The sequence below is a fragment of the Bradyrhizobium sp. Ai1a-2 genome, from assembly GCF_000426245.1.
GTDB lineage: Bacteria > Pseudomonadota > Alphaproteobacteria > Rhizobiales > Xanthobacteraceae > Bradyrhizobium.
On the sequence record NZ_AUEZ01000062.1, the window covers coordinates 22,210 to 41,430 of the forward strand.

Genomic DNA, 19,221 nt, shown 5'->3' on the forward strand with positions numbered 1-19,221 from the left:
GCCGCGGCGTCGCTCACAGTTCGCCGGTGATGAACGGGTTCGTCATCCGTTCCTGGCCGATGCTGGAGCCGGCGCCGTGGCCGCAGATGAAGCCGACATCGTCGCCGAGCGGCAGCAGCTTCTCCTTGATCGACGTGATCAGCGTCTCGTGGCTGCCGCCGGGCAGGTCGGTGCGGCCGACCGAGCCGTTGAACAGGACGTCGCCGACATGGGCAAAGCGCAATTCCTTGTTGAAGAACACCACGCTGCCAGGCGAATGGCCGGGGCAATGCAGGATCTCGAAGGTGAGTTCGCCGATCGAGACCTGATCGCCTTCCTCGAGCCAGCGATCCGGCGCAAAATCGCGCACGCCGCTCATGCCGAACCGCGCGCCGCTACTGACGACATTGTCGAGCAGGTGTTTGTCGGCGACATGCGGGCCCTCGATCGGCACCTTCAGCGCGTCGCGCAGTTCGGCGGCGCCGCCGACATGGTCGATATGGCCGTGGGTGAGCCAGATCTTCTCGACGCTGACGCCGGTCTCTCTGATCGCCGCCTGGATCTTCGGAACATCCCCGCCGGGATCGATCACGACCGCCTTCTTGGTCGGCTCGTGCCAGAGGATGGTGCAGTTCTGCTCGAACAGCGTCACCGGCACGATGATCGCGCCGGCCTTCGGTTTTGTTTCGGTTTTATCATCCATCGCGGCACCTTATTCTTCCCTTGGCCCCCGTCAACAAGGGCGGGAACATCCTGCGACCATTGGCCGGACTGTGATAGGATTGCACAGTTCTTCAACATGTAGTGTGTAAGCGGAATGCCATCCACCGTATCGGAACATCCTGCGAGCCAGGTTTCGCGGTCGCCGCTCGGAGGCCAGCGCACGACGGCGCGTGCCTTTTTCGTCGCGGAGCGCCTGAACACGTCGGGGCTCGAGCGCAGCGATGTGCTGGCCACGACGCCATTGGCGTTCCGCGTCAATGAGAACGGCGTCGCGATCCTGTTCCGTTACGGGGTTGTGGTCCTGATCGGGCTGAATGCGCTGGAGGAGGAGGAGTTCCTGCGCGGGCTGCAGTCGCGCATGATCACGCCGTTCGCGCGCCGCGAGGAGGAGAGCGCCACCATCGAGCTCGCCTCCGAGAAGGACGATCAGATACCGCCGGGCGGCCCGATCTATCTGCAGAGCCTGTCGCCGGAGCGGCTGATCCTGGTCGGCGAGGCGCTGGCGAAGAGCGTCGTACTGGCCCGGCATGAGCGCGAGGTCGCCGCGGTGTTCGACACGACCGAGCCGTTCGCGCGCGAGCTTGCCAAGAGCGGGCAGATCCATCGCAGCCGCGGCGCGATCCTGAAGCACATCGGCAATGCCTTGTCGGTGCGTCATCGCGTCTCGGGGCCGGTCGAAGTGTCCGAGAAGCCCGACATCCTCTGGGACAAGCCGCAGCTCGAGCGGCTCTATGCCCGGCTCGAGGACGAATATGAATTGAAGGAGCGCTCCGAATCGCTCAACCGCAAGCTCGCGGTCATCGCCGAGACCGCGCAGGTCCTGACCGACATCATCGACACCCGCCGCTCGCTGCGGCTCGAGCTGATCATCGTCTTCCTGATCCTGTTCGAGGTGCTGATCACCATCTACCAGCTCGCGACCGGCCGTCACGTGTGAACGCTAAAGTCTTTCCCTGTCGGGGCGAGGTGAAGCGGAGCTTGCGGGTCGCTACGAAAGATTGATAGGCCACGAATCGAAATTTTGGCGCAAACCCGCCACGCGTTAGCGCGTTGCCACGTTCAAGCCTGAATTGAAGGGTGACGTGGCGGCATGGGCGATTTGGGCGACATTAGCGAAGATTGGTGGCGGCGCGGCACCTTCTATCAGGTGTATCCGCGCTCGTTTCAGGACTCCAACGGCGACGGGGTTGGCGATCTCAAGGGAATTTTGCGACGGCTGCCATACTTAAGAGAACTTGGCGTCGACGCGATCTGGCTGTCGCCGATCTATCCGTCGCCGATGGCCGATTTCGGCTACGACATTTCCGACTACACCGGCGTCGATCCCCTGTTCGGATCGATGGAGGATTTCGACGCGCTGGTCGCGGCAGCGCACGAGGCGGGGCTCAAGCTGATCCTCGATCTCGTGCCGAATCACACCTCGGATCAGCATCCCTGGTTCATCGAATCGAGAAGCTCGCGCGATAATCCCAAGCGCAACTGGTACATCTGGCGCGATCCGAAGCCGGGCGGCGGACCGCCGAACAACTGGCTGTCGGAATTCGGCGGCAGCGGATGGGAATATGACAGCGAGAGCGGTCAATATTACTACCATGCCTTCCTGGCCCAGCAGCCGGACCTGAACTGGCGCAATCCGGAGGTCCGCCAGGCGATCTATGACGTGATGCGGTTCTGGCTCGGCAAGGGCGTCGACGGCTTCCGCGTCGACGTCATCTGGCATCTGATCAAGGACGCCAAGTTTCGCGACAACCCGCCCAATCCGCATTATCACGAGGGCCGGCCGCCGCATGAGAAGATCCTGACGCAGTATTCCACCGACCAGGCGGAGGTGCACGAGGTGATCGCCGAGATGCGGCGCGTCAGCGACGAATTCGATGCCCGCGTGCTGATCGGCGAGATCTATCTGCCGCTGCATCGCCTCGTTGCCTATTACGGCAACGATCTCACCGGCGCGCAGATGCCGTTCAACTTCGCGCTGCTGTCGACCTTGTGGAGCGCGCGCTCGATCGAGCGGATCATCGAGGACTATGAGAAGGCGCTGCCACAGGGCGCATGGCCGAACTGGGTGCTCGGCAATCACGACCGGCCGCGGGTCGCAAGCCGGGTGGGACCGGAGCAGGCGCGCGTCGCCGCCATGCTGCTGCTGACGCTGCGCGGCACGCCGACGCTCTATTACGGCGACGAGATCGGCATGCGCCAGGTTCCGATCGCGCCGGGCGAAGTGCGCGATCCCTTCGAGAAGAACGTGCCGGGCCTGGGCGTCGGTCGCGACGGCTGCCGCACGCCGATGCAATGGAGCTCCGAGCCCAATGCAGGCTTCTCGACCGGAAAGCCCTGGCTGCCGCTCGCCCATGATGCGCTGCGCGAAAACGTCACCAGTCTCGCTGCCGACAAGACGTCGATCCTCAATTTGTACAAGGCGCTGATCGCGCTCCGGCGCGAATGGCCGCAGCTCGTGACCGGCACCTATGAACGGGTCGCCGCGCAAGGCGACATCCTGCTCTATCGCCGGCGCGGCGAGGAGAGCGCGCTGATCGTGGCGCTGAACTTGGGGGCCGACCCGGCCGCGGTCACCTCGAGCGCGATCGCTTTCAACAGCGAAATCCTGCTGTCGACCTTCCTCGATCGCAAGGGCGAGACGATCGAAGGCGTGCTCGACCTCCGCGGCAATGAAGGCGTCATCATTGCTCCGCCCGGGCATCGCAATCACGATGCTGCCGACCTCCACCAGCCGGAGACCGACCAGAGCGAGCCGGCCGACACCGACGATCAGGCTGGGTGAGCGTCGTTCTCGGCCTTGTCGATGTCGCTGCGTTTCAACAGGTAATCGAGCCCGCCGACCCTGTACCAGCGATAGCCATAGGCCTCAAGCAGCAGCCGGTGCTGACCGCGGCCATTGGCGCGGCTGTGGTCTTCGGAGAGGAGATTGACCAGGAGCTTGCCGGCATCACCGGGAAGCCCGGCCGAAAACGCCACCTCGCGCGGCCTGTCATCGAGGTTATGGACGAACAGCACCGAATTGTTGCGCCAGTCGTAGCGGATCGCGACGATGGTGGGATCGCGCGTGTCGATGATGCTGAATTCGCCCCAGCCGACCTCCGGGACTTCCTTACGCATGCGGATGATGCGCTCGGTCCAGTTCAGCATTGAATTCGGATCGCGGCGCTGCTTGGCGACGTTGACGTGCTCATAGCCGTAAGGGCCGGTATCGATGACCGGCACGGTCGGCTTGTCGCCCTTGGTGAATCCGGCATGCGGCTCCGTCGACCATTGCATCGGCGTGCGCGCACAGCCGCGCTCGGCCAGATCGAGATTGTCGCCCATCGCGATCTCGTCACCGTAACGGATCACCGGGGTGCCCGGCAGCGTACACATCAGGCTGTAGGCGAGTTCGAGCCGCCGCCGGTCGCCGCCCAGCATCGGCGCGAGGCGGCGGCGGATGCCGCGATCGTAGAGCTGCATCTCCTTGTCGGGGCCGAATGCCCTGAACACGGTCTTGCGCTGCGTCTCGGTCAGGCGGCCGAGATCGAGTTCGTCATGGTTGCGCAGGAACAGGCCCCACTGCGCCGTCGCCGGCCGCGGCTTCGTCGCCTCGAGCGCCTTCGCAAGCGGCCGCGAGTCGGCGGCGGCGAGCGCATAGAACAGATGCTGGTTGACCTGGAAATTGAACATCATGTGCATGCGGTCGCCGTCGCTTCCGAAATATTCCATGTCGGTTTTCGGCAGCACATTGGCTTCGGCCAGGATGATCGCGTCGCCCTCGCGCCATTGCAGGAATTCGCGAAAGGCGCGCAACATGTCGTATTGCTCGACCGGCTTCTTGACCTTCGGCCCCTTGGTCGCGATCACGAAGGGCACCGCATCCATGCGGAAGCCTGAGACGCCAAGCTGGATCCAGAACCCCATGATCCTGAGGATCTCCGCCTGCACATGCGGATTCGATGTGTTGAGGTCCGGCTGGAAGTCGTAGAAGCGATGGAAGTACCAGGCCCCCGATTCCTTGTCCCTGCTCCAGGTCGACTTCTGCACGCCGGGAAACACCATGCCGGTATTGGCATTCGCCGGCTTCTTGTCCGACCACACATACCACTCCCGATGGCGCGATTCCTTGCTCTTGCGTGCCTCGCGAAACCAGGGATGCTGGTCGGAGGTGTGATTCACGACGAGGTCGATGATGACGCGGATGCCGCGCTGCTTGCAGCCGTGGGTGAATTCGACGAAGTCTCCGAGCGTGCCATAGCGCGGATCGACCCCGTAATAGTCCGATATGTCGTAGCCGTCGTCGCGGCCTGGCGATGGCTGGAACGGCATCAGCCAGATCGCGGTGATGCCGAGCCCGTGCAGATAATCGAGGCGACGCAACAGCCCCTTGAAGTCACCGACGCCGTCGCCATTGGCGTCCATATAGGTGCCGACGGAAAGACAGTAGATGACGCCGTTCTTGTACCAGAGATCGTCGATCACAGGGCTTCCCTCGCCGGTCCGGGGTGTTTCAGCGGCCGTCTGTCAAGTGGGGAGGGCGGATGAGGTTCCCGGCTGCGGCCATGTTGGGCGGGCGTGCGGAATCGGGTAGGTTATCGGAATGGAATCGTCCGCCCGCAACATCGCTCTTGTTCCGCAACCGGACCGTCGCCAGTCGGAGACGGCGCTTGCGATCGCGCGCGGCACGGCGCGGCTGTTGCGTTCGCTCGGGTTCTCCTGCATCAGCGAATTGCCGCTGCCGTCGGGCCGGCGTGCCGACCTCGTGGCGCTGAACGAGCGCGGCGAGATCTGGATCGTCGAGATCAAGTCATCGGTCGAGGATTTGCGCGCCGACCAGAAATGGCAGGACTATCGGGCGCATTGCGACCGGCTGTTCTTTGCCTTCACGCAGGACCTGCCCTGCGAGATCTTTCCCGCCGACACGGGCCTGATCATCGCCGACGCCTATGGCGCGCATCTGCATTGCGAGGCGCCGGAGCATCGCCTGCCGGCACCGACCCGCAAGCTGATGACGGTGCGCTTCGCGATGGCCGCCGCGCAGCGGTTCAACCGCCTGCTCGACCCGCAGGGGCATGTGGAGTTTTGATGTGACGGCGCCGCAGGGTGGGCAAAGCTCGCTTCGGCAGCGTAGGATGGGTAGAGCGAAGCGAAACCCATCATCGTCGCTCCGCGAAAGCTGGTGGGTTTCGCTTCGCTCTACCCACCCTACGAATTCGCCAAACTAACGCGGCGCGCGCTTCGCCAGGATGCGTTGCAGGGTCCTGCGGTGCATGTTGAGCCGGCGCGCGGTTTCCGAGACGTTGCGATTGCACATCTCGTAGATGCGCTGGATGTGCTCCCAACGCACGCGGTCGGCCGACATCGGGTTGGCCGGCGGTTCGGATTTCTCGGTGCCGCTCGCGAGCAGCGCCGCGACGACGTCGTCGGCATCAGCAGGCTTCGAGAGATAGTCGATCGCGCCCATCTTCACCGCTGTCACGGCGGTGGCGATGTTGCCATAGCCGGTGAGCACGATCGCGCGGGCATCGGGACGCTTGCGCTTCAGTGCAGAGACGACGTCGAGGCCGTTGCCGTCGCCCAACCGGAGATCGACCACCGCAAACGCAGGCGCGGCCTTGCCGATCTGCGCCAGACCATCCGATACGGTATCGCAGGATGTCACGGTGAAGCCGCGGGTCTCCATGGCGCGCGACAGGCGCTCCAGGAACGGCTTGTCGTCCTCGACGATGAGCAATGAGCGGTCGGCTTGATCGTTCAGTTCGGCGATGGCGTTCACGGTTTTGCTATCCCTTCTCCAATCCGAAAGATATGGCGTGTGACTGCGGCGATGCCAAGGCCACTCAACCAAGGCCACCCAAGGAGGCGGCTCGAGAAGGCCGCCCAGGAGAGGGTTCAAGATCGACCGGCTAATGCGTCAAATTGTCGAATTGTATTCAGCCCATCATTTCGTCCGTCGCTTCGCTCGCCTCGAACAAGCTGCGGGGCCACACGATCTGCACCACGGCGCCGTGATCGGGAAACACCCGGTTGGTGAAGGTGACCTTGGCGCCGGTGCGCTCCAGGAACGTCCGCGCGATGAAAATGCCAAGACCAAGCCCCGCGCGGCCGTTTTGCGCTTCATCGGCGCTGCGGCGCCGCGACAAATAGGGCTCGCCGATCCGGTTCAGCATGTCCGGGGCAATGCCCGGACCGTCATCGGAAATGACGATTTCGACCGTATCGGCGTTCCACCATGCATTCACCTCGACAGTCTGGTTGGCGAAATCCACCGCATTTTCCAGGATGTTGCCGACACCATAGAGGATCGCGGGGTTGCGGGCGCCGACCGGTTCCGTGGTGGCTGCGACAGCAAGCCGCACCTTGATTGCAACGCCAAAATCCCGGTGCGGTGCAACAGCCTCCTCGATCAGCGTCGATAGTTTCATGCGGTCGAACGGCGCTCCGGTGGAGGAGAGCTGGGTGATCTTGCTCAGGATGTCGCGACAGCGCTGCGCCTGCTCGCGCAGCGTCTTCAGGTCGGCGGCGAGCGGACCGTCCTTCACCGCACCTTCCAGCTCGCGCGAGATCAGGAAGATGGTCGAGAGCGGCGTGCCAAGTTCATGCGCGGCGGCGGCCGCAAGGCCGTCGAGCTGGGTCAGGTGCTGCTCGCGCGCCAGCACCAGCTCGGTCGCCGCCAGCGCGTCCGAAAGCTTTCGCGTGTCCTCGGTGACCTGGAACGCGTACAGACTGGTGACGCCGATCGCGAGCAGGATCGAGAGCCAGACGCCGAACAGATAGATCGGCGGCAGCACCAGCGGATCGTCGCTGTCCCATGGCAGCGGGAAATGGAAGAACACCAGCGCCGACGCGCAGGCGACCGCGAGACAGCCGAGCGCGATCGTCAGTCGTACCGGCAGTGCGGTGGCGGAAATCAGGACCGGCGCCAGGAACAGGAACGAGAACGGATTCTGCAGGCCGCCGGTCAGGAACAACAGGCCGGCAAGCTCGACGATGTTGAGCGCGAGCAGCGCTGCGGCATAGATCGGCTCGAGCCGCTGCATCGGGTTGAACGCGATCTGCAGGGCGAGATTGAGCAGCGCCGACAGCGCAATGATGGCGATGCAGGGGATGACGGGAACGTCGAATTCCAGGCCCTGCGCGACGATGAAGATCGCGGCGAGCTGGCCGAGCGCGGCGAGCCAACGCAACCGCAGGATCGTATCCAGACGGACATGGCGGCGCGGTTGGCGGAAATCGGAGGCGGCTACGTCGGTCATATCCTCACTCTAGCCACACGACAGCTGTTTCCCACCTCTCCCGCTTGCGGGGGAGGCATAGGCCGCCTTTGGCGGCCGTTCTTAAGACACGCCGAAGCGGAGCTTCGGCTATGGCGCTCGCGCCGGGTGGGGGCTCTCTCCCCACTCGCCACGTTCTAGCCTCGCAACGGCGCGATCACAAACACGCGGCGCACAGCTCCGATTGAAGTGCAAGTCTTGCGCGATCAGCCATGATGGCCCAATGAACGGGCCCAAATGGATCAGATCGAGAATAGACCGGCACCAGCGTCCGCTTCCGATCCCGCAGCTTCGGCCGCGATCGATGTCGCGCATCTGGTGAAGGTCTACAAGACCACCCGCGCGGTCGACGATGTCTCGTTCCGGATCGCGCGCGGCAGCATCACCGGGCTGCTCGGCGGCAACGGCGCCGGCAAGACCACGACGATCGCCATGATCATGGGCCTGGTGCTGCCGACCTCCGGCCGCATCCATGTGCTGGGCTTTCCGATGCCCGAAGCGAGCGCCGAGGTGCTCGGGCGGATGAATTTCGAGAGCCCCTATGTCGACATGCCGATGCGGCTCACCGTGCGCCAGAACCTCACGATCTTCGGCCGGCTCTATGCGGTAAGGAATCTCGCGGACCGCATCGATCAGCTCGCCTCCGACCTCGATCTCCGCGACTTCATCGACCGCGCCAACGGCAAGCTGTCCGCCGGCCAGAAGACGCGCGTGGCTCTCGCCAAGGCGCTGATCAACGAACCCGACTTGTTGCTCCTGGACGAACCGACCGCCTCGCTCGATCCCGATACCGCCGATTGGGTGCGGCAGCATCTGGAGAACTACCGCAGGAGCCATAACGCGACGATCCTGCTCGCCTCGCACAACATGCTGGAGGTGGAGCGGCTGTGCGACCGCGTCATCATCATGAAGCGCGGCAAGATCGAGGATGACGACAGTCCCGACCGGATCATGGCCCGCTACAACCGCGACACGCTGGAAGAGGTGTTCCTGGACGTCGCTCGCGGCCGCAACCGGGAGAGTGCGACATGAGCGAGATCGCCGTCCATCATGGGCTGTCGCTCAACCGTATCAACGCGATGGTGCTGCGCTACTGGTATCTGTTGCTGTCGTCCTGGCCGCGACTGTTGGAACTGGTCTACTGGCCGGCGCTGCAGATCATCACCTGGGGCTTCCTGCAGAACTACATTTCGCAGACCTCGGGCTTCTTCGCGCAAGCCGGCGGCACCCTGATCGGCGCCGTCATCCTGTGGGACATCCTGTTCCGTGGTCAGCTCGGCTTTTCGATCTCGTTCCTGGAAGAGATGTGGGCGCGCAACCTCGGCAATCTCATGATGAGCCCGCTGAAGCCGATCGAGTTCCTGATCTCGCTGATGATCATGAGCGTGATCCGGCTCGCGATCGGCGTCATTCCGATGACGCTGCTGGCGCTGTTCTTCTTCGGCTTCAACTTCTACGCCATCGGCCTGCCGCTGATCGCCTTCTTCTGCAACCTGATCTTCACCAGCTGGTCAGTCGGCATTTTCGCCTCCGGCCTCGTGCTGCGGAACGGGCTCGGCGCGGAGAGCATCGTCTGGACGTTGATGTTCGCGCTGATGCCGCTTGCCTGCATCTATTATCCCGTCAGCGTCTTGCCGTCCTGGCTCCAGACCGTCGCCTGGATGCTGCCGCCGACCTATGTGTTCGAGGGTATGCGGGCGCTCTTGATCGACCACGTCTTCCGCGCGGACCTTATGGTCCATGCGCTCGTTATCAACGCGGTGCTGCTGATTGCGTCATTTTCGATCTTTCTTGCCCTTTTGCGCAGCGCCAAACGCAACGGCTCGCTGCTCAGCAGCGGTGAGTAACTTTCACTTTCCCGTGGATTCCCGGTTGTTTAGGGCGTTTTCGGCCGTAGATGTAGTGACAGGTGCATTGACGCTTTATTACGCATTCGACAGTATGTTGCGTCGCAAACGAGGATTTTGAAGCAAATGCCGATTGGTGAATTTGGCGGCGCTCCGCCGCTGGCGGCCGAAGGCAGTCCGGCGCTTACGACGCCACTGTACTGGATGTATGAGATGGCGCATGCGTCACTCAACCCGGTGCGCGCGGTGACCGACGCCACCAAGATCCTGTTTCAGAATCCGCTCAATCCGTGGACGCATAGCCAAGCCGGCAAGTCCGTCGCCGCGGCCTGCGAATTGTTCGAGCGCACCACCCGCCGCTACGGCAAGCCGGAATGGGGTCTCGACGAGACCGAGGTCAACGGCGTGCGCACGGCGGTGGAGGTCCGATCTGTCTGGGAAAAGCCGTTCTGCCGGCTGCTCTATTTCGATCGCAAGCTGACCCGGCCGCTGCGCGCGCCACAGCCGCGCATCCTGATCGTGGCGCCGATGTCCGGCCATTACGCGACGCTGCTGCGTGGCACGGTCGAAGCCTTCCTGCCGACCCATGAGGTCTACATCACCGATTGGGCCGATGCCCGCATGGTGCCGCTGTCCGAAGGCCGCTTCGATCTCGATGACTATGTCGATTACCTGATCGAGATGCTGCATGCGCTTGGCGGCAACATGCATATCATCGCGGTCTGCCAGCCCTCGGTGCCCGTGGTGGTCGCGGTCTCCCTCATGGAAGCGCGGCGCGATCCGTTCGTGCCGCTGTCGATGACGCTGATGGGCGGCCCGATCGACACCCGCCGCAATCCGACCGCGGTCAACAACCTCGCCGCCGAACGCGGCATCGACTGGTTCCGCCACAACGTCATCACCAAGGTGCCGTTCCCGCATCCTGGCATGATGCGCGACGTCTATCCGGGATTCCTGCAGCTCAACGGCTTCATCAGCATGAATCTCGACCGCCACATGGATGCGCACAAGGCGCTGTTTGCCAATCTGGTGAAGGGCGACGGCGATCTCGTCGACAAGCACCGCGAATTCTATGACGAATATCTCGCGGTCATGGACCTCACCGCCGAGTATTATCTGCAGACTGTCGACCTCGTCTTCGTCAAGCACGCGCTGCCAAACGGCGAGATGACCCATCGCGGTGAGCCGGTCGCTCCCTCCAAGATCCGTCGCGTGGCGTTGATGACGGTGGAAGGCGAGAAGGACGACATCTCCGGCCTTGGCCAGACCGAAGCGACGCATGGTTTGTGCACGTCGATTCCCGATCATCGCCGCGTGCATTACGTGCAGAAGGGTGTTGGACACTATGGCGTGTTCAACGGCTCGCGTTTCCGCGCTGAAATCGTGCCGCGCATCTCCGATTTCATGGTTTCATCGGCCAATACACGGCTTTCCCTGGTCGCAGCCGCTGAATAGCGGCGCGCCCAAGCCCGATTCCGGTGGGTCGATAAGCTGCTGAATTGATTAAAAGAATCCGGATTCGGCGATCGCCGAAGGAATGAGTTTTGACTCGCTCCTTGGAGGGTGATTTCGGGCCGGCCCGGCCCAAATTTTTCGGGTTCCCACCCCACTATGTAGGGGTCAAATAGCACACAGCCTCTGTATATTGGGCAAATGATTTGTTTTTGCGCCGAGCGATTTCCCTGGCGGCGGATATGGCAGAATCCGGGCGAGCTTTTCCTCCCCGGACTCTCAGAAATGGCTACTCGCGCGCTCCTCTATCGGCGGCCTGCCGAACCCTCGACTCTTCTCATCAAGCACGGCTCCCAATATTTCGCGATCAGGCTGCGGCGGCATAGGCGCGCGCGTCGATACACGCTTCGCATTCATCCGACCGACCGCGAAGCGATCCTCACGATGCCGCCGCGTGGCACGATCGCCGAAGCGCGCGACTTCGCGCAGCTTCATGGCGGCTGGATCGCCGCGCGTCTCGGCCGCCTGCCGAAGGCGGCGCCGTTCCAACCCGGCACAGTGGTGCCGCTGCGCGGCGTGCCGCATCGGCTCGTGCATCGCGCCGGCGAGCGCGGCACGGTGTGGACCGAGATCCGTGACAGCGGCGAAAGGATTTTGTGCGTGGCCGGCGAGCCGGAGCATATGGACCGCCGCGTGCACGACTTCCTCAAGCGCGAAGCGCGCAAGGATTTACACAAGGCGTCCTTAGGCTATGCAGCGGAACTCGGCGTGCGCGTGCGCCGTCTCTCGATCCGCGATCAATCGAGCCGCTGGGGTTCCTGCACCTCGCACGGATCGCTGTCGTTCTCCTGGCGCCTGATCCTCGCGCCGCCCTACGTGCTCGACTATCTCGCCGCGCACGAGGTCGCGCATCTGGTCGAGATGAGCCACTCGCTGCGGTTCTGGAGGACTGTCGGCCGAATCTGTTCCTCGGTGGATCGCGCCAAGAGCTGGCTCGATACCTACGGCAACGATTTGCATCGCTACGGGATCGAGGATTAAGCTTCCGAGTTGTAGGGTGGGTAGAGCGAAGCGAAACCCATCATCTTCGCCGCAGCGGCCCAACTCGATGGGTATCGCTTCGCTCAACCCATCCTACGCACTGTCTCGTCTCCCCCCCCGCTGTCTTCGTCCGCGAAGGCGGACGATCCAGTATTCCACCGATGTCGGTGCTCATGCTGTAAGACCGCCGGATACTGGATGCCCCGCCTGGGCGGGGCATGACGGCTAGACTACCGATTGCCGCCGAACAGGCGATCCACCAGCCAGCCGTCCAATCCCGCCGCAGCTTCCGGACGCGCATTGGGGCTGGGCTGTGTCGAGGCGCGCGTCGGCGGCGGCCGATACTGACCGGCGGGTGGAACGGGTGCGGGTGGCGCGAGCGACTGCGGTGATGGTGGGCTGACCTGCGACGAGGCCTGCATCAGGTTCGACATTGCCCAGCCGACTTGCGAGTTCGGCAGGCTCGCGACCGGCACGCCCTGATGCGCCGTGCGCATGAAGCGGCTCCACACCTCCACCGGCAAGCCGCCGCCAGTTGCCTTCTTGGTCGGCGAATTGTCGTCATTGCCGAGCCAGACGCCGGTGACGAGATTGGCGGTGTAGCCGATGAACCAGGCGTCGCGGAAGTCCTGGCTGGTGCCGGTCTTGCCGGCGGCGCTCCAGCCGGGGATTTCGGCTTTGCGCGCGGTGCCGGAGATCAGCGTCTCCATCATCATCGCGTTCATCATCGCGACGTAACGCGGCTCGATCACCCGGGCGAGCTGGTCGGCCGATCGGACGTAGAGCAGCTTGCCCTTATCGGTGCGGATCTTCGTCACCACATGCGGCGAGACGGCCAAGCCTCCATTGGAGAAGGGCGCGTAGGCGCCGACCAGTTCGATCACCGAGACTTCGGAGGTGCCGAGCGCGATCGAGGGATTGGCGTCGAGCTTGGAGGAGATGCCGAGCCGGTGGGCGGTGCGCACCACGTTCTTCGGCCCTACCTCGAGCCCGAGCCTGACCGCGACCGTGTTCAGCGACATCGCCAGCGCCTGCGTCAGCGTCACCGAGCCGAAATATTCGTGGGTGTAGTTCTCCGGCTTCCAGCCCTTGATATCGAGCGGGGCATCGGTGCGGATCGTTTCCGGCGTCAGCCCGGCTTCGATTGCGGTGAGATAGACGAACGGCTTGAAGGCCGAGCCAGGCTGGCGCCTGGCGGTCACTGCGCGGTTATACTGGCTCTCGGCATAGTTCCGTCCGCCCACCATGGCGCGCACCGCGCCGTCGGGCGTCATCGCCACCAGCGCGCCCTGGGTGACGTTGAACTTCACGCTCTTGGCGGCGAGCTCGTCGATGATGGCGGCTTCGGCGACGTTCTGTAGCTTCGGATCGATCGTGGTCTCGACCACGATGTTCTGGTCGATCTGGCCGACGAGATCGTCGAGCACTTCGCCGATCCAGTCGGCGACATAGTTCACGGTGCCGGCGCCGACCGGCTTCACGTTGTAGGAAGGATGGCCGATCGAGGCCTGCGCCTGGGCCTGGGTGATGAACTTGGCGTCCGCCATTGCCGTGAGCACGACCTGCGCGCGCTGCTCGGCGCCCTCGGGATTGCGGTTCGGCGCCAGCCGCGACGGCGATTTGACGAGGCCTGCAAGCATCGCGGCTTCCGCCAGGGTCACGTTCTTGGCGGACTTGCCGAAATAGCGCTGCGCCGCGGCCTCCACGCCATAGGCGCCGGAACCGAAATAGACGCGGTTGAGATAGAGCTCCAAAATCTCGTTCTTGGAGTGCTTGCGCTCCAGCCAGATCGCGAGCTCTGCCTCCTGCAGCTTGCGCTGCATGGTCCGCTCCTGCGTGAGGAACAGGTTCTTGGCGAGCTGCTGGGTCAGTGTCGAGCCGCCCTGCGACACGCCGCGATGCAGGAGATTGGTCACCGCTGCGCGCGCGATGCCGATCGGGTCGACGCCATAATGCGAGTAGAAGCGGCGGTCCTCGATAGCGATGAAGGCTTTCGGCAGGTATGGCGGCAGGTCCTTCAGCGCGATATTGGCGCCGGCCATTTCGCCGCGCTGTGCCAGCACGCTGCCGTCCATGCCGACGATCTGGATCGTCGGCGGGCGCTTGGGGATTTCGAGCGATTGGATCGGCGGCAGATGCGCGCCGACCCAGACCACGACGCCGACGACCGCAATCGCCGACCACAGGCCGAGCACGACGCCCCAATAGAAAATGCGGCCGATCGCAAAGCCGCCGCGCGATTTGCGCCGTTTCCCGCCACTCGATGCGGGCTTGCGCTCGCGTGGCGGTTCCGCACCGCCATCACTGCTGCTGCGTTTGGTGGATTTCTTCGGTCTGTCTTCGGGATTGGGGATGCGGTCGGCCGGCGAGAGCCGCAAATCGGCGAGCGCGGCTGGAAGCCCGAATAGCGGCTCCTTGCGCCCGCCGCTCTTTTTCTTTCCCCAGGCCATCCACAAACGCTGCTCACACCACGCTTTGCCGCAGGCTAGCGTTCCCGGTTTAAGGCTCGGTTACGCAAAGCTTAACGCGGGATTAGGAGGTGAGGCAGCGCCACGTCGAACGGAGCCGTAGAGCCGTAGGGTGGGCAAAGCGAAGCGTGCCCACCATCCACGGTCGGTGCAAGATAAGGTGGGCACGCTCCGCTTTGCCCACCCTACGCATCCCAATGCCGGGTTAGTAGGTGAGTCATCGCGTGATAAAGATCTCGGAACCGAAGAAGGGAGAACCAAAATGGGTCATATCGATCCGACCAAGGAAGTCTTCGTGCAATTCAGGGAGAGTGATCGGCCGGGGCCGATCCACATGCTCAATCTGGTCCGCTTGCGCGAATGGGCCGCCTATCCCGACGGTCGCAAGGCCACCGGTGCAGAAGCCTACGCGGCCTATGGGCGCGAGAGCGGGCCGGTGTTCGAGCGGCTGGGCGGCCGCATCGTCTGGCAGGGCCGCTTCGAACTGATGCTGATCGGGCCCGAGGCCGAGCGCTGGGACCATTGCTTCATCGCCGAATATCCGAGCGTCGCCGCCTTCGTCGAGATGATCCGCGATCCCGTCTATCGCGAAGCGGTGAAGCACCGCCAGGCCGCGGTGGAGGATTCGCGGCTGATCCGCCACGCCGTGCTGCCGGTCGGCAAGACGTTCGGAGAGATTCCGAAGTAGACCGCGAATCCGTAGGGTGGGCAAAGCGAAGCGTGCCCACCTTTCTTGCGCCGAATGTGGATGGTGGGCTCGCTACGCCTTGCCCACCCTACGCAGCTTCCCGTCATTGCGAGCTTCGCTGCGCTCACAATGACGTGGAGAGAGCCTCGCGACTAACCCGCCGGGCCGGCATCTTCGAGGATCGGGCCGAACAGCTCCCAACGCTCGCCGTTGAAGCGCATCATCTGCAGCTGCTTGTTGACGCGATAATCGGTCGGCGAGGTGCTGTTGACGATGCCGGGCAGCGACATGTCGAGCTGTACGTTCTTCAGGCTGGAGGCCTGCTTCATCACGTTCTCGCGCGTGAGATTGTCGCCGCTCTCCTTCAGCACATGGACCAGGAGCTGCGCGGTCGAGTAGCCGTAGGTGTTGAAGTTCGAGTCCTTGTCGCCTTCCGGATAGTACTTGGCCATGAACTCGAAATACTTCTTCATGCCGGCATCATCCTTCCAGGTCGGATCGAGCGGATCCTTGCCGTAGTTGACGCTGATCACGCCCTTGGCTGCATCGAGGCCTGCGGGCTTCATCACCGCGCCGACGGAGGTTGCGTTGATGTCGACGATCTGCACCGGCTTCCAGCCGAGCTCGGCGATCTTCTTGATCGCCTGCGCCGCCTGCTTCGGCGTGGTGGCGCTGAAGAACAGGTCCGCGCCGGCGTCCTTGATCTTGAGGATCTGCGAATCCACGGTCGGATCGGACACCTCGTAGGAGGCTTCCGCCACCACCATGCTGGCCGCCTTGTCGGCGAGGCCGGCCTTGATGCCGTTCAGGTAGTCTTTGCCGAGGTCGTCGTTCTGATAGAGGATGCCGATCTTGGCGTTCGGATGGTTCTTCAGGATGTACTGGCCGTAGATGCGGCCCTCGACGAAGTAGTTCGGATTGAAGCCCATCGTCCACGGGAAATTCTTCGGGTCGGTGAACTTCGAGGCGCCAGTCGCGGCGAACAGCTGCGGCACCTTCTTGGAGTTGAGATACTTCTGGACCGCGGCATTGGAGGGCGTGCCGATGATCTGGAACGTCAAGAGCACTTCGTCGCTTTCGACCAGCTTGCGCACCTGCTCGACTGCCTTCGGCGGCGAATAGGCGTCGTCATACTGGATCAGGTTGATCTTGCGTCCATTCACGCCGCCCTGGTCGTTGATCATCTTGATGTAGGCGGCCTGGGTCTTGCCGATCGATGCATAGGCCGACGCAGGTCCGGAGAACGGCACGGTCTGGCCGACCTTGATCTCGGTGTCGCTGGCGCCGGGGTCGTATTTCTTCTGGGCATTGGCCGCCGAGACCGACAGCGCAAGAGCCAGCGCCGTCCCTGTGACCAGATGCAAAAACCCGTTCCTCATTCGCAGTTTCCTCATGGGTTGTGATTTGTGCCGATGATCTTCTCCGCCGCACGTCGAGGCCCGCCGGATGCCATCGCTGGCGGCGATAGTGGAGGAACCCTTGTTGCAATGCAAGGTGGAGTCGCGCCGAAAGCCGAGCGCTATCAGTCGACCAAAGTAGGGTGCAGCCCAATCGCGGAAACCGGGTGGACGCTGGCACGTCGCGCTACGAAGATGTCGGCGCTCAGCTATTCGGGATGAAGATGCCTGTTCGCGACAAACTGACGAAGCCGGCCACGACGTTCGGCCTGGATCGGCTGGAAACACCGATCGGCGTGGCCTTGCTGGTCACCGATGACGACGGCGTGCTCCGCGCGCTGGATTGGGACGACTATGAGGCGCGCATGAACGAGCTGTTGCGCCTGCACTATGGCGCGGTGGCCCTGAAACAGGCGCGTGCGCCGAAGGACATCCGCGCCGCGTTGTCTGAATATTTCAAGGGCGATCTCGATCGCCTCGGCGACATCCAATGGCGCGTCGCCGGCACGCCGTTCCAAAAGAAGGTCTGGACCGCGCTGGCTGGCATCCCCGTTGGCACCACGATGAGCTATGGCGCGATGGCGGCAAGGCTCGGTGCGCCCAACGCGCAGCGCGCGGTCGGCCACGCCAACGGCTCGAACCCGATCAGCGTCGTGCTGCCTTGCCACCGCCTGATCGGCGCCAACGGCGCGCTGGTCAAATATGGCGGCGGGTTGGAGCGCAAGCGCTGGCTGCTCGCGCACGAAGGTGTGTCGCTTTAAACTGGCCGTCGTCGGATCAAGAACTTCTGCATGCCTTCGAGCACCAATTCGCGGCGCTGGTTGAACACGGTGGAGCGCAGCGTCACGACGCCGGTGGTGCGGCCGGGCACAAGCTCGGTCACTTCGAGCGCGGGATAGATGGTGTCGCCGGCATAGACCGGCTTTACGAAGCGGCTCGACTGTTCGAGAAAGCCGATCATGGATTCCTCGACGACGAAGGGAAACAGCCCGGCGCCGGGTGCGGTGTGGATCAGTGTCTGGAAGCCGTGCGCGAGCAGGTCCGGCATGCCGCGGGCGCGGCAATATTCGACATCATAGTGGATCGGATGGGTATCGCCGCTGGCGGTCTGGAACGCCGCGAACACGGCCTCGGTCTGGGTCCGGCTCGGGATCACAAAGCGCTCGCCCAGGGTGAAATCTTCGAACCAGCGCTGCGCTTGCACCATGCGGTGTTGGGCGGGGTCGAAGTCGGTCATATCAGGGCTTTCCTCGGAAGAATTGTTTTGTGATGTATCGGTATCGCAGCGATGTTGATGCGGCAATCGATTCCGCTTAATCCCGCCATGACGAGAAGCATCCCAGTCATCCATGACCCTGTTCGCAAAGCTCTCAGCCTACGATGATCGTTCCGCGCGGCTTGCAGGCATCGGGCTGATGCTGCTGTCGATCTTCATGTTCTCGTTCGGCGACGCGATGGGGAAATTCCTTGTCGCGACCTATTCGGTCGGACAGTTGTTGTGGCTGCGGGCCTGCGCGGCGCTGGTCGTGCTGCTCCCGATGGTCTGGAAGCAGCGCGCGGAGTTCTTCCCTATCGAGCGTCCCTGGCTGCAATTGCTGCGGGTGACGCTGTCGACGCTCGAGGTCGCCGCGTTCTTCCTTGCGACCGTCTACCTGCCGCTCGCCGACGTCATCACCTATTATCTCGCCGGCCCGATCTTTGTCACCGCGCTGTCGGGCCTGGTGCTGGGCGAGCAGATCGGCTGGCGGCGCTGGAGCGCGATCCTGGTCGGCTTCTGCGGCGTGCTGATCGCGCTCAGGCCATCCGCGCAGACCGTGAGCTTGCCGGCGATGATCGCGCTCGGCGGCAGCCTGTCGTTCGCGGTTCTGATGCTGATCACGCGCTCGCTGCGCGCAACGCCCGACATCGTGCTGACCTCGTCGCAGTTTGCCGGCACGTTCCTGCTCGGCGCCGTGCTGTCGCCATTCGGCTGGGTGACACCGGACGCCGGCAGCCTTGTCGTTTTCTTCGTCGCCGGACTCATCTCGGTCGCCGCGCTGCTCTGCGTCAACCGCTCGCTGAAGCTGGCGCCGGCAAGTGTCGTGGTGCCCTACCAATATTCGATGATCGTCTGGGCCGTGATCTTCGGCTTCGTCGTGTTCGGCGACGTGCCGTCCTGGGCCACCATCGTCGGTGCGGCGATCATCATCGCCGCCGGGCTCTACATCTTCCTGCGCGAACAGAAGCTGGGAAGGGAAGAGCCGGTGGTGAGCCCGCCGGTGTAGCGTGGAGCACGCTGCGATGCAGGGTGGGCAAAGCGCAGCGTGCCCACCATTGCAAGCGCAGTGCTTGATGGTGGGCACGGCGCGAAGGACGCGCCTTTGCCCACCC

General features: G+C 63.5%; 17 protein-coding genes. 10 read left to right on the forward strand and 7 right to left on the reverse strand.

The genetic code is table 11. From position 1 onward, the window contains the following. Window positions 1-13: 13 nt before the first annotated feature. Complete coding sequence (locus K288_RS0130935) at window positions 14-682, reverse strand: MBL fold metallo-hydrolase (RefSeq protein ID WP_027583035.1); 669 nt, start codon at window positions 680-682, stop codon at window positions 14-16. Between the two features lie 114 nt (window positions 683-796). Between K288_RS0130935 and K288_RS0130940 the strand changes: the two genes are divergently transcribed. Next, window positions 797-1,639 (forward strand): RMD1 family protein, encoded by an 843-nt coding sequence (locus K288_RS0130940; protein ID WP_027583036.1) that lies wholly within the window; start codon window positions 797-799, stop codon window positions 1,637-1,639. A 153-nt stretch (window positions 1,640-1,792) separates the two neighbouring features. Continuing rightward, a complete protein-coding gene (locus K288_RS47075) occupies window positions 1,793-3,484 on the forward strand; it encodes an alpha-amylase family glycosyl hydrolase (RefSeq protein ID WP_084799834.1) in 1,692 nt (563 codons plus the stop codon). Here the strand turns inward: K288_RS47075 and K288_RS0130950 are convergent. Continuing rightward, window positions 3,472-5,166, reverse strand: a complete 1,695-nt coding sequence (locus tag K288_RS0130950) for an alpha-amylase family protein (RefSeq protein WP_027583037.1) — start codon at window positions 5,164-5,166, stop codon at window positions 3,472-3,474. The two genes, K288_RS47075 and K288_RS0130950, sit on opposite strands and share 13 nt — an antisense overlap. A gap of 118 nt (window positions 5,167-5,284) precedes the next feature. Between K288_RS0130950 and K288_RS0130955 the strand changes: the two genes are divergently transcribed. Then, window positions 5,285-5,770, forward strand: a complete 486-nt coding sequence (locus K288_RS0130955) for an MmcB family DNA repair protein (RefSeq protein WP_027583038.1) — start codon at window positions 5,285-5,287, stop codon at window positions 5,768-5,770. Between the two features lie 135 nt (window positions 5,771-5,905). Here the strand turns inward: K288_RS0130955 and K288_RS0130960 are convergent, their stop codons facing one another. Further along, on the reverse strand, window positions 5,906-6,460 hold the full coding sequence (locus tag K288_RS0130960) for an ActR/PrrA/RegA family redox response regulator transcription factor (RefSeq protein WP_027583039.1): 555 nt from the start codon (window positions 6,458-6,460) through the stop codon (window positions 5,906-5,908). A 157-nt stretch (window positions 6,461-6,617) separates the two neighbouring features. After that, window positions 6,618-7,940 (reverse strand): ActS/PrrB/RegB family redox-sensitive histidine kinase, encoded by a 1,323-nt coding sequence (locus K288_RS0130965; RefSeq protein ID WP_027583040.1) that lies wholly within the window; start codon window positions 7,938-7,940, stop codon window positions 6,618-6,620. A gap of 255 nt (window positions 7,941-8,195) precedes the next feature. Here K288_RS0130965 and K288_RS0130970 point away from each other — a divergent pair, with 255 nt between their 5' ends. From K288_RS0130970 to K288_RS0130985, 4 genes are all read left to right on the forward strand, one after another. Then, window positions 8,196-8,990, forward strand: a complete 795-nt coding sequence (locus tag K288_RS0130970) for an ABC transporter ATP-binding protein (RefSeq protein WP_027583041.1) — start codon at window positions 8,196-8,198, stop codon at window positions 8,988-8,990. Continuing rightward, window positions 8,987-9,805, forward strand: a complete 819-nt coding sequence (locus K288_RS0130975; protein ID WP_027583042.1) for an ABC transporter permease — start codon at window positions 8,987-8,989, stop codon at window positions 9,803-9,805. The genes K288_RS0130970 and K288_RS0130975 overlap by 4 nt, the downstream gene beginning before the upstream one ends. Before the next feature lie 126 nt (window positions 9,806-9,931). Continuing rightward, window positions 9,932-11,260 (forward strand): polyhydroxyalkanoate depolymerase, encoded by a 1,329-nt coding sequence (gene phaZ / locus K288_RS0130980; protein ID WP_027583043.1) that lies wholly within the window; start codon window positions 9,932-9,934, stop codon window positions 11,258-11,260. Window positions 11,261-11,458: 198 nt separating this feature from the next. After that, window positions 11,459-12,298 carry a SprT family zinc-dependent metalloprotease gene (locus K288_RS0130985; protein WP_027583044.1) on the forward strand — a complete coding sequence of 280 codons (840 nt, stop codon included), beginning with the start codon at window positions 11,459-11,461 and terminating at the stop codon, window positions 12,296-12,298. Window positions 12,299-12,528: 230 nt separating this feature from the next. On the opposite strand, the gene K288_RS0130990 is transcribed toward K288_RS0130985, so the two are convergent. Then, window positions 12,529-14,748 (reverse strand): penicillin-binding protein 1A, encoded by a 2,220-nt coding sequence (locus K288_RS0130990; protein WP_027583045.1) that lies wholly within the window; start codon window positions 14,746-14,748, stop codon window positions 12,529-12,531. 280 nt (window positions 14,749-15,028) lie between these two features. Between K288_RS0130990 and K288_RS0130995 the strand changes: the two genes are divergently transcribed. After that, window positions 15,029-15,454: a DUF1330 domain-containing protein gene (locus K288_RS0130995; protein ID WP_027583046.1), complete on the forward strand. Its 426-nt coding sequence runs from the start codon at window positions 15,029-15,031 to the stop codon at window positions 15,452-15,454. Window positions 15,455-15,606: 152 nt separating this feature from the next. Here the strand turns inward: K288_RS0130995 and K288_RS0131000 are convergent, their stop codons facing one another. Further along, on the reverse strand, window positions 15,607-16,833 hold the full coding sequence (locus K288_RS0131000) for an ABC transporter substrate-binding protein (RefSeq protein WP_027583047.1): 1,227 nt from the start codon (window positions 16,831-16,833) through the stop codon (window positions 15,607-15,609). Window positions 16,834-17,075: 242 nt separating this feature from the next. Here K288_RS0131000 and K288_RS0131005 point away from each other — a divergent pair, with 242 nt between their 5' ends. After that, a complete protein-coding gene (locus tag K288_RS0131005; RefSeq protein ID WP_027583048.1) occupies window positions 17,076-17,612 on the forward strand; it encodes a methylated-DNA--[protein]-cysteine S-methyltransferase in 537 nt (178 codons plus the stop codon). Here the strand turns inward: K288_RS0131005 and K288_RS0131010 are convergent. Next, window positions 17,609-18,088 (reverse strand): MaoC family dehydratase, encoded by a 480-nt coding sequence (locus K288_RS0131010; RefSeq protein WP_027583049.1) that lies wholly within the window; start codon window positions 18,086-18,088, stop codon window positions 17,609-17,611. The two genes, K288_RS0131005 and K288_RS0131010, sit on opposite strands and share 4 nt — an antisense overlap. A 112-nt stretch (window positions 18,089-18,200) precedes the next feature. Here K288_RS0131010 and K288_RS0131015 point away from each other — a divergent pair, with 112 nt between their 5' ends. Continuing rightward, window positions 18,201-19,115, forward strand: coding sequence for a DMT family transporter (locus K288_RS0131015; RefSeq protein ID WP_027583050.1), 915 nt, complete (start codon window positions 18,201-18,203; stop codon window positions 19,113-19,115). Window positions 19,116-19,221: the final 106 nt, after the last annotated feature.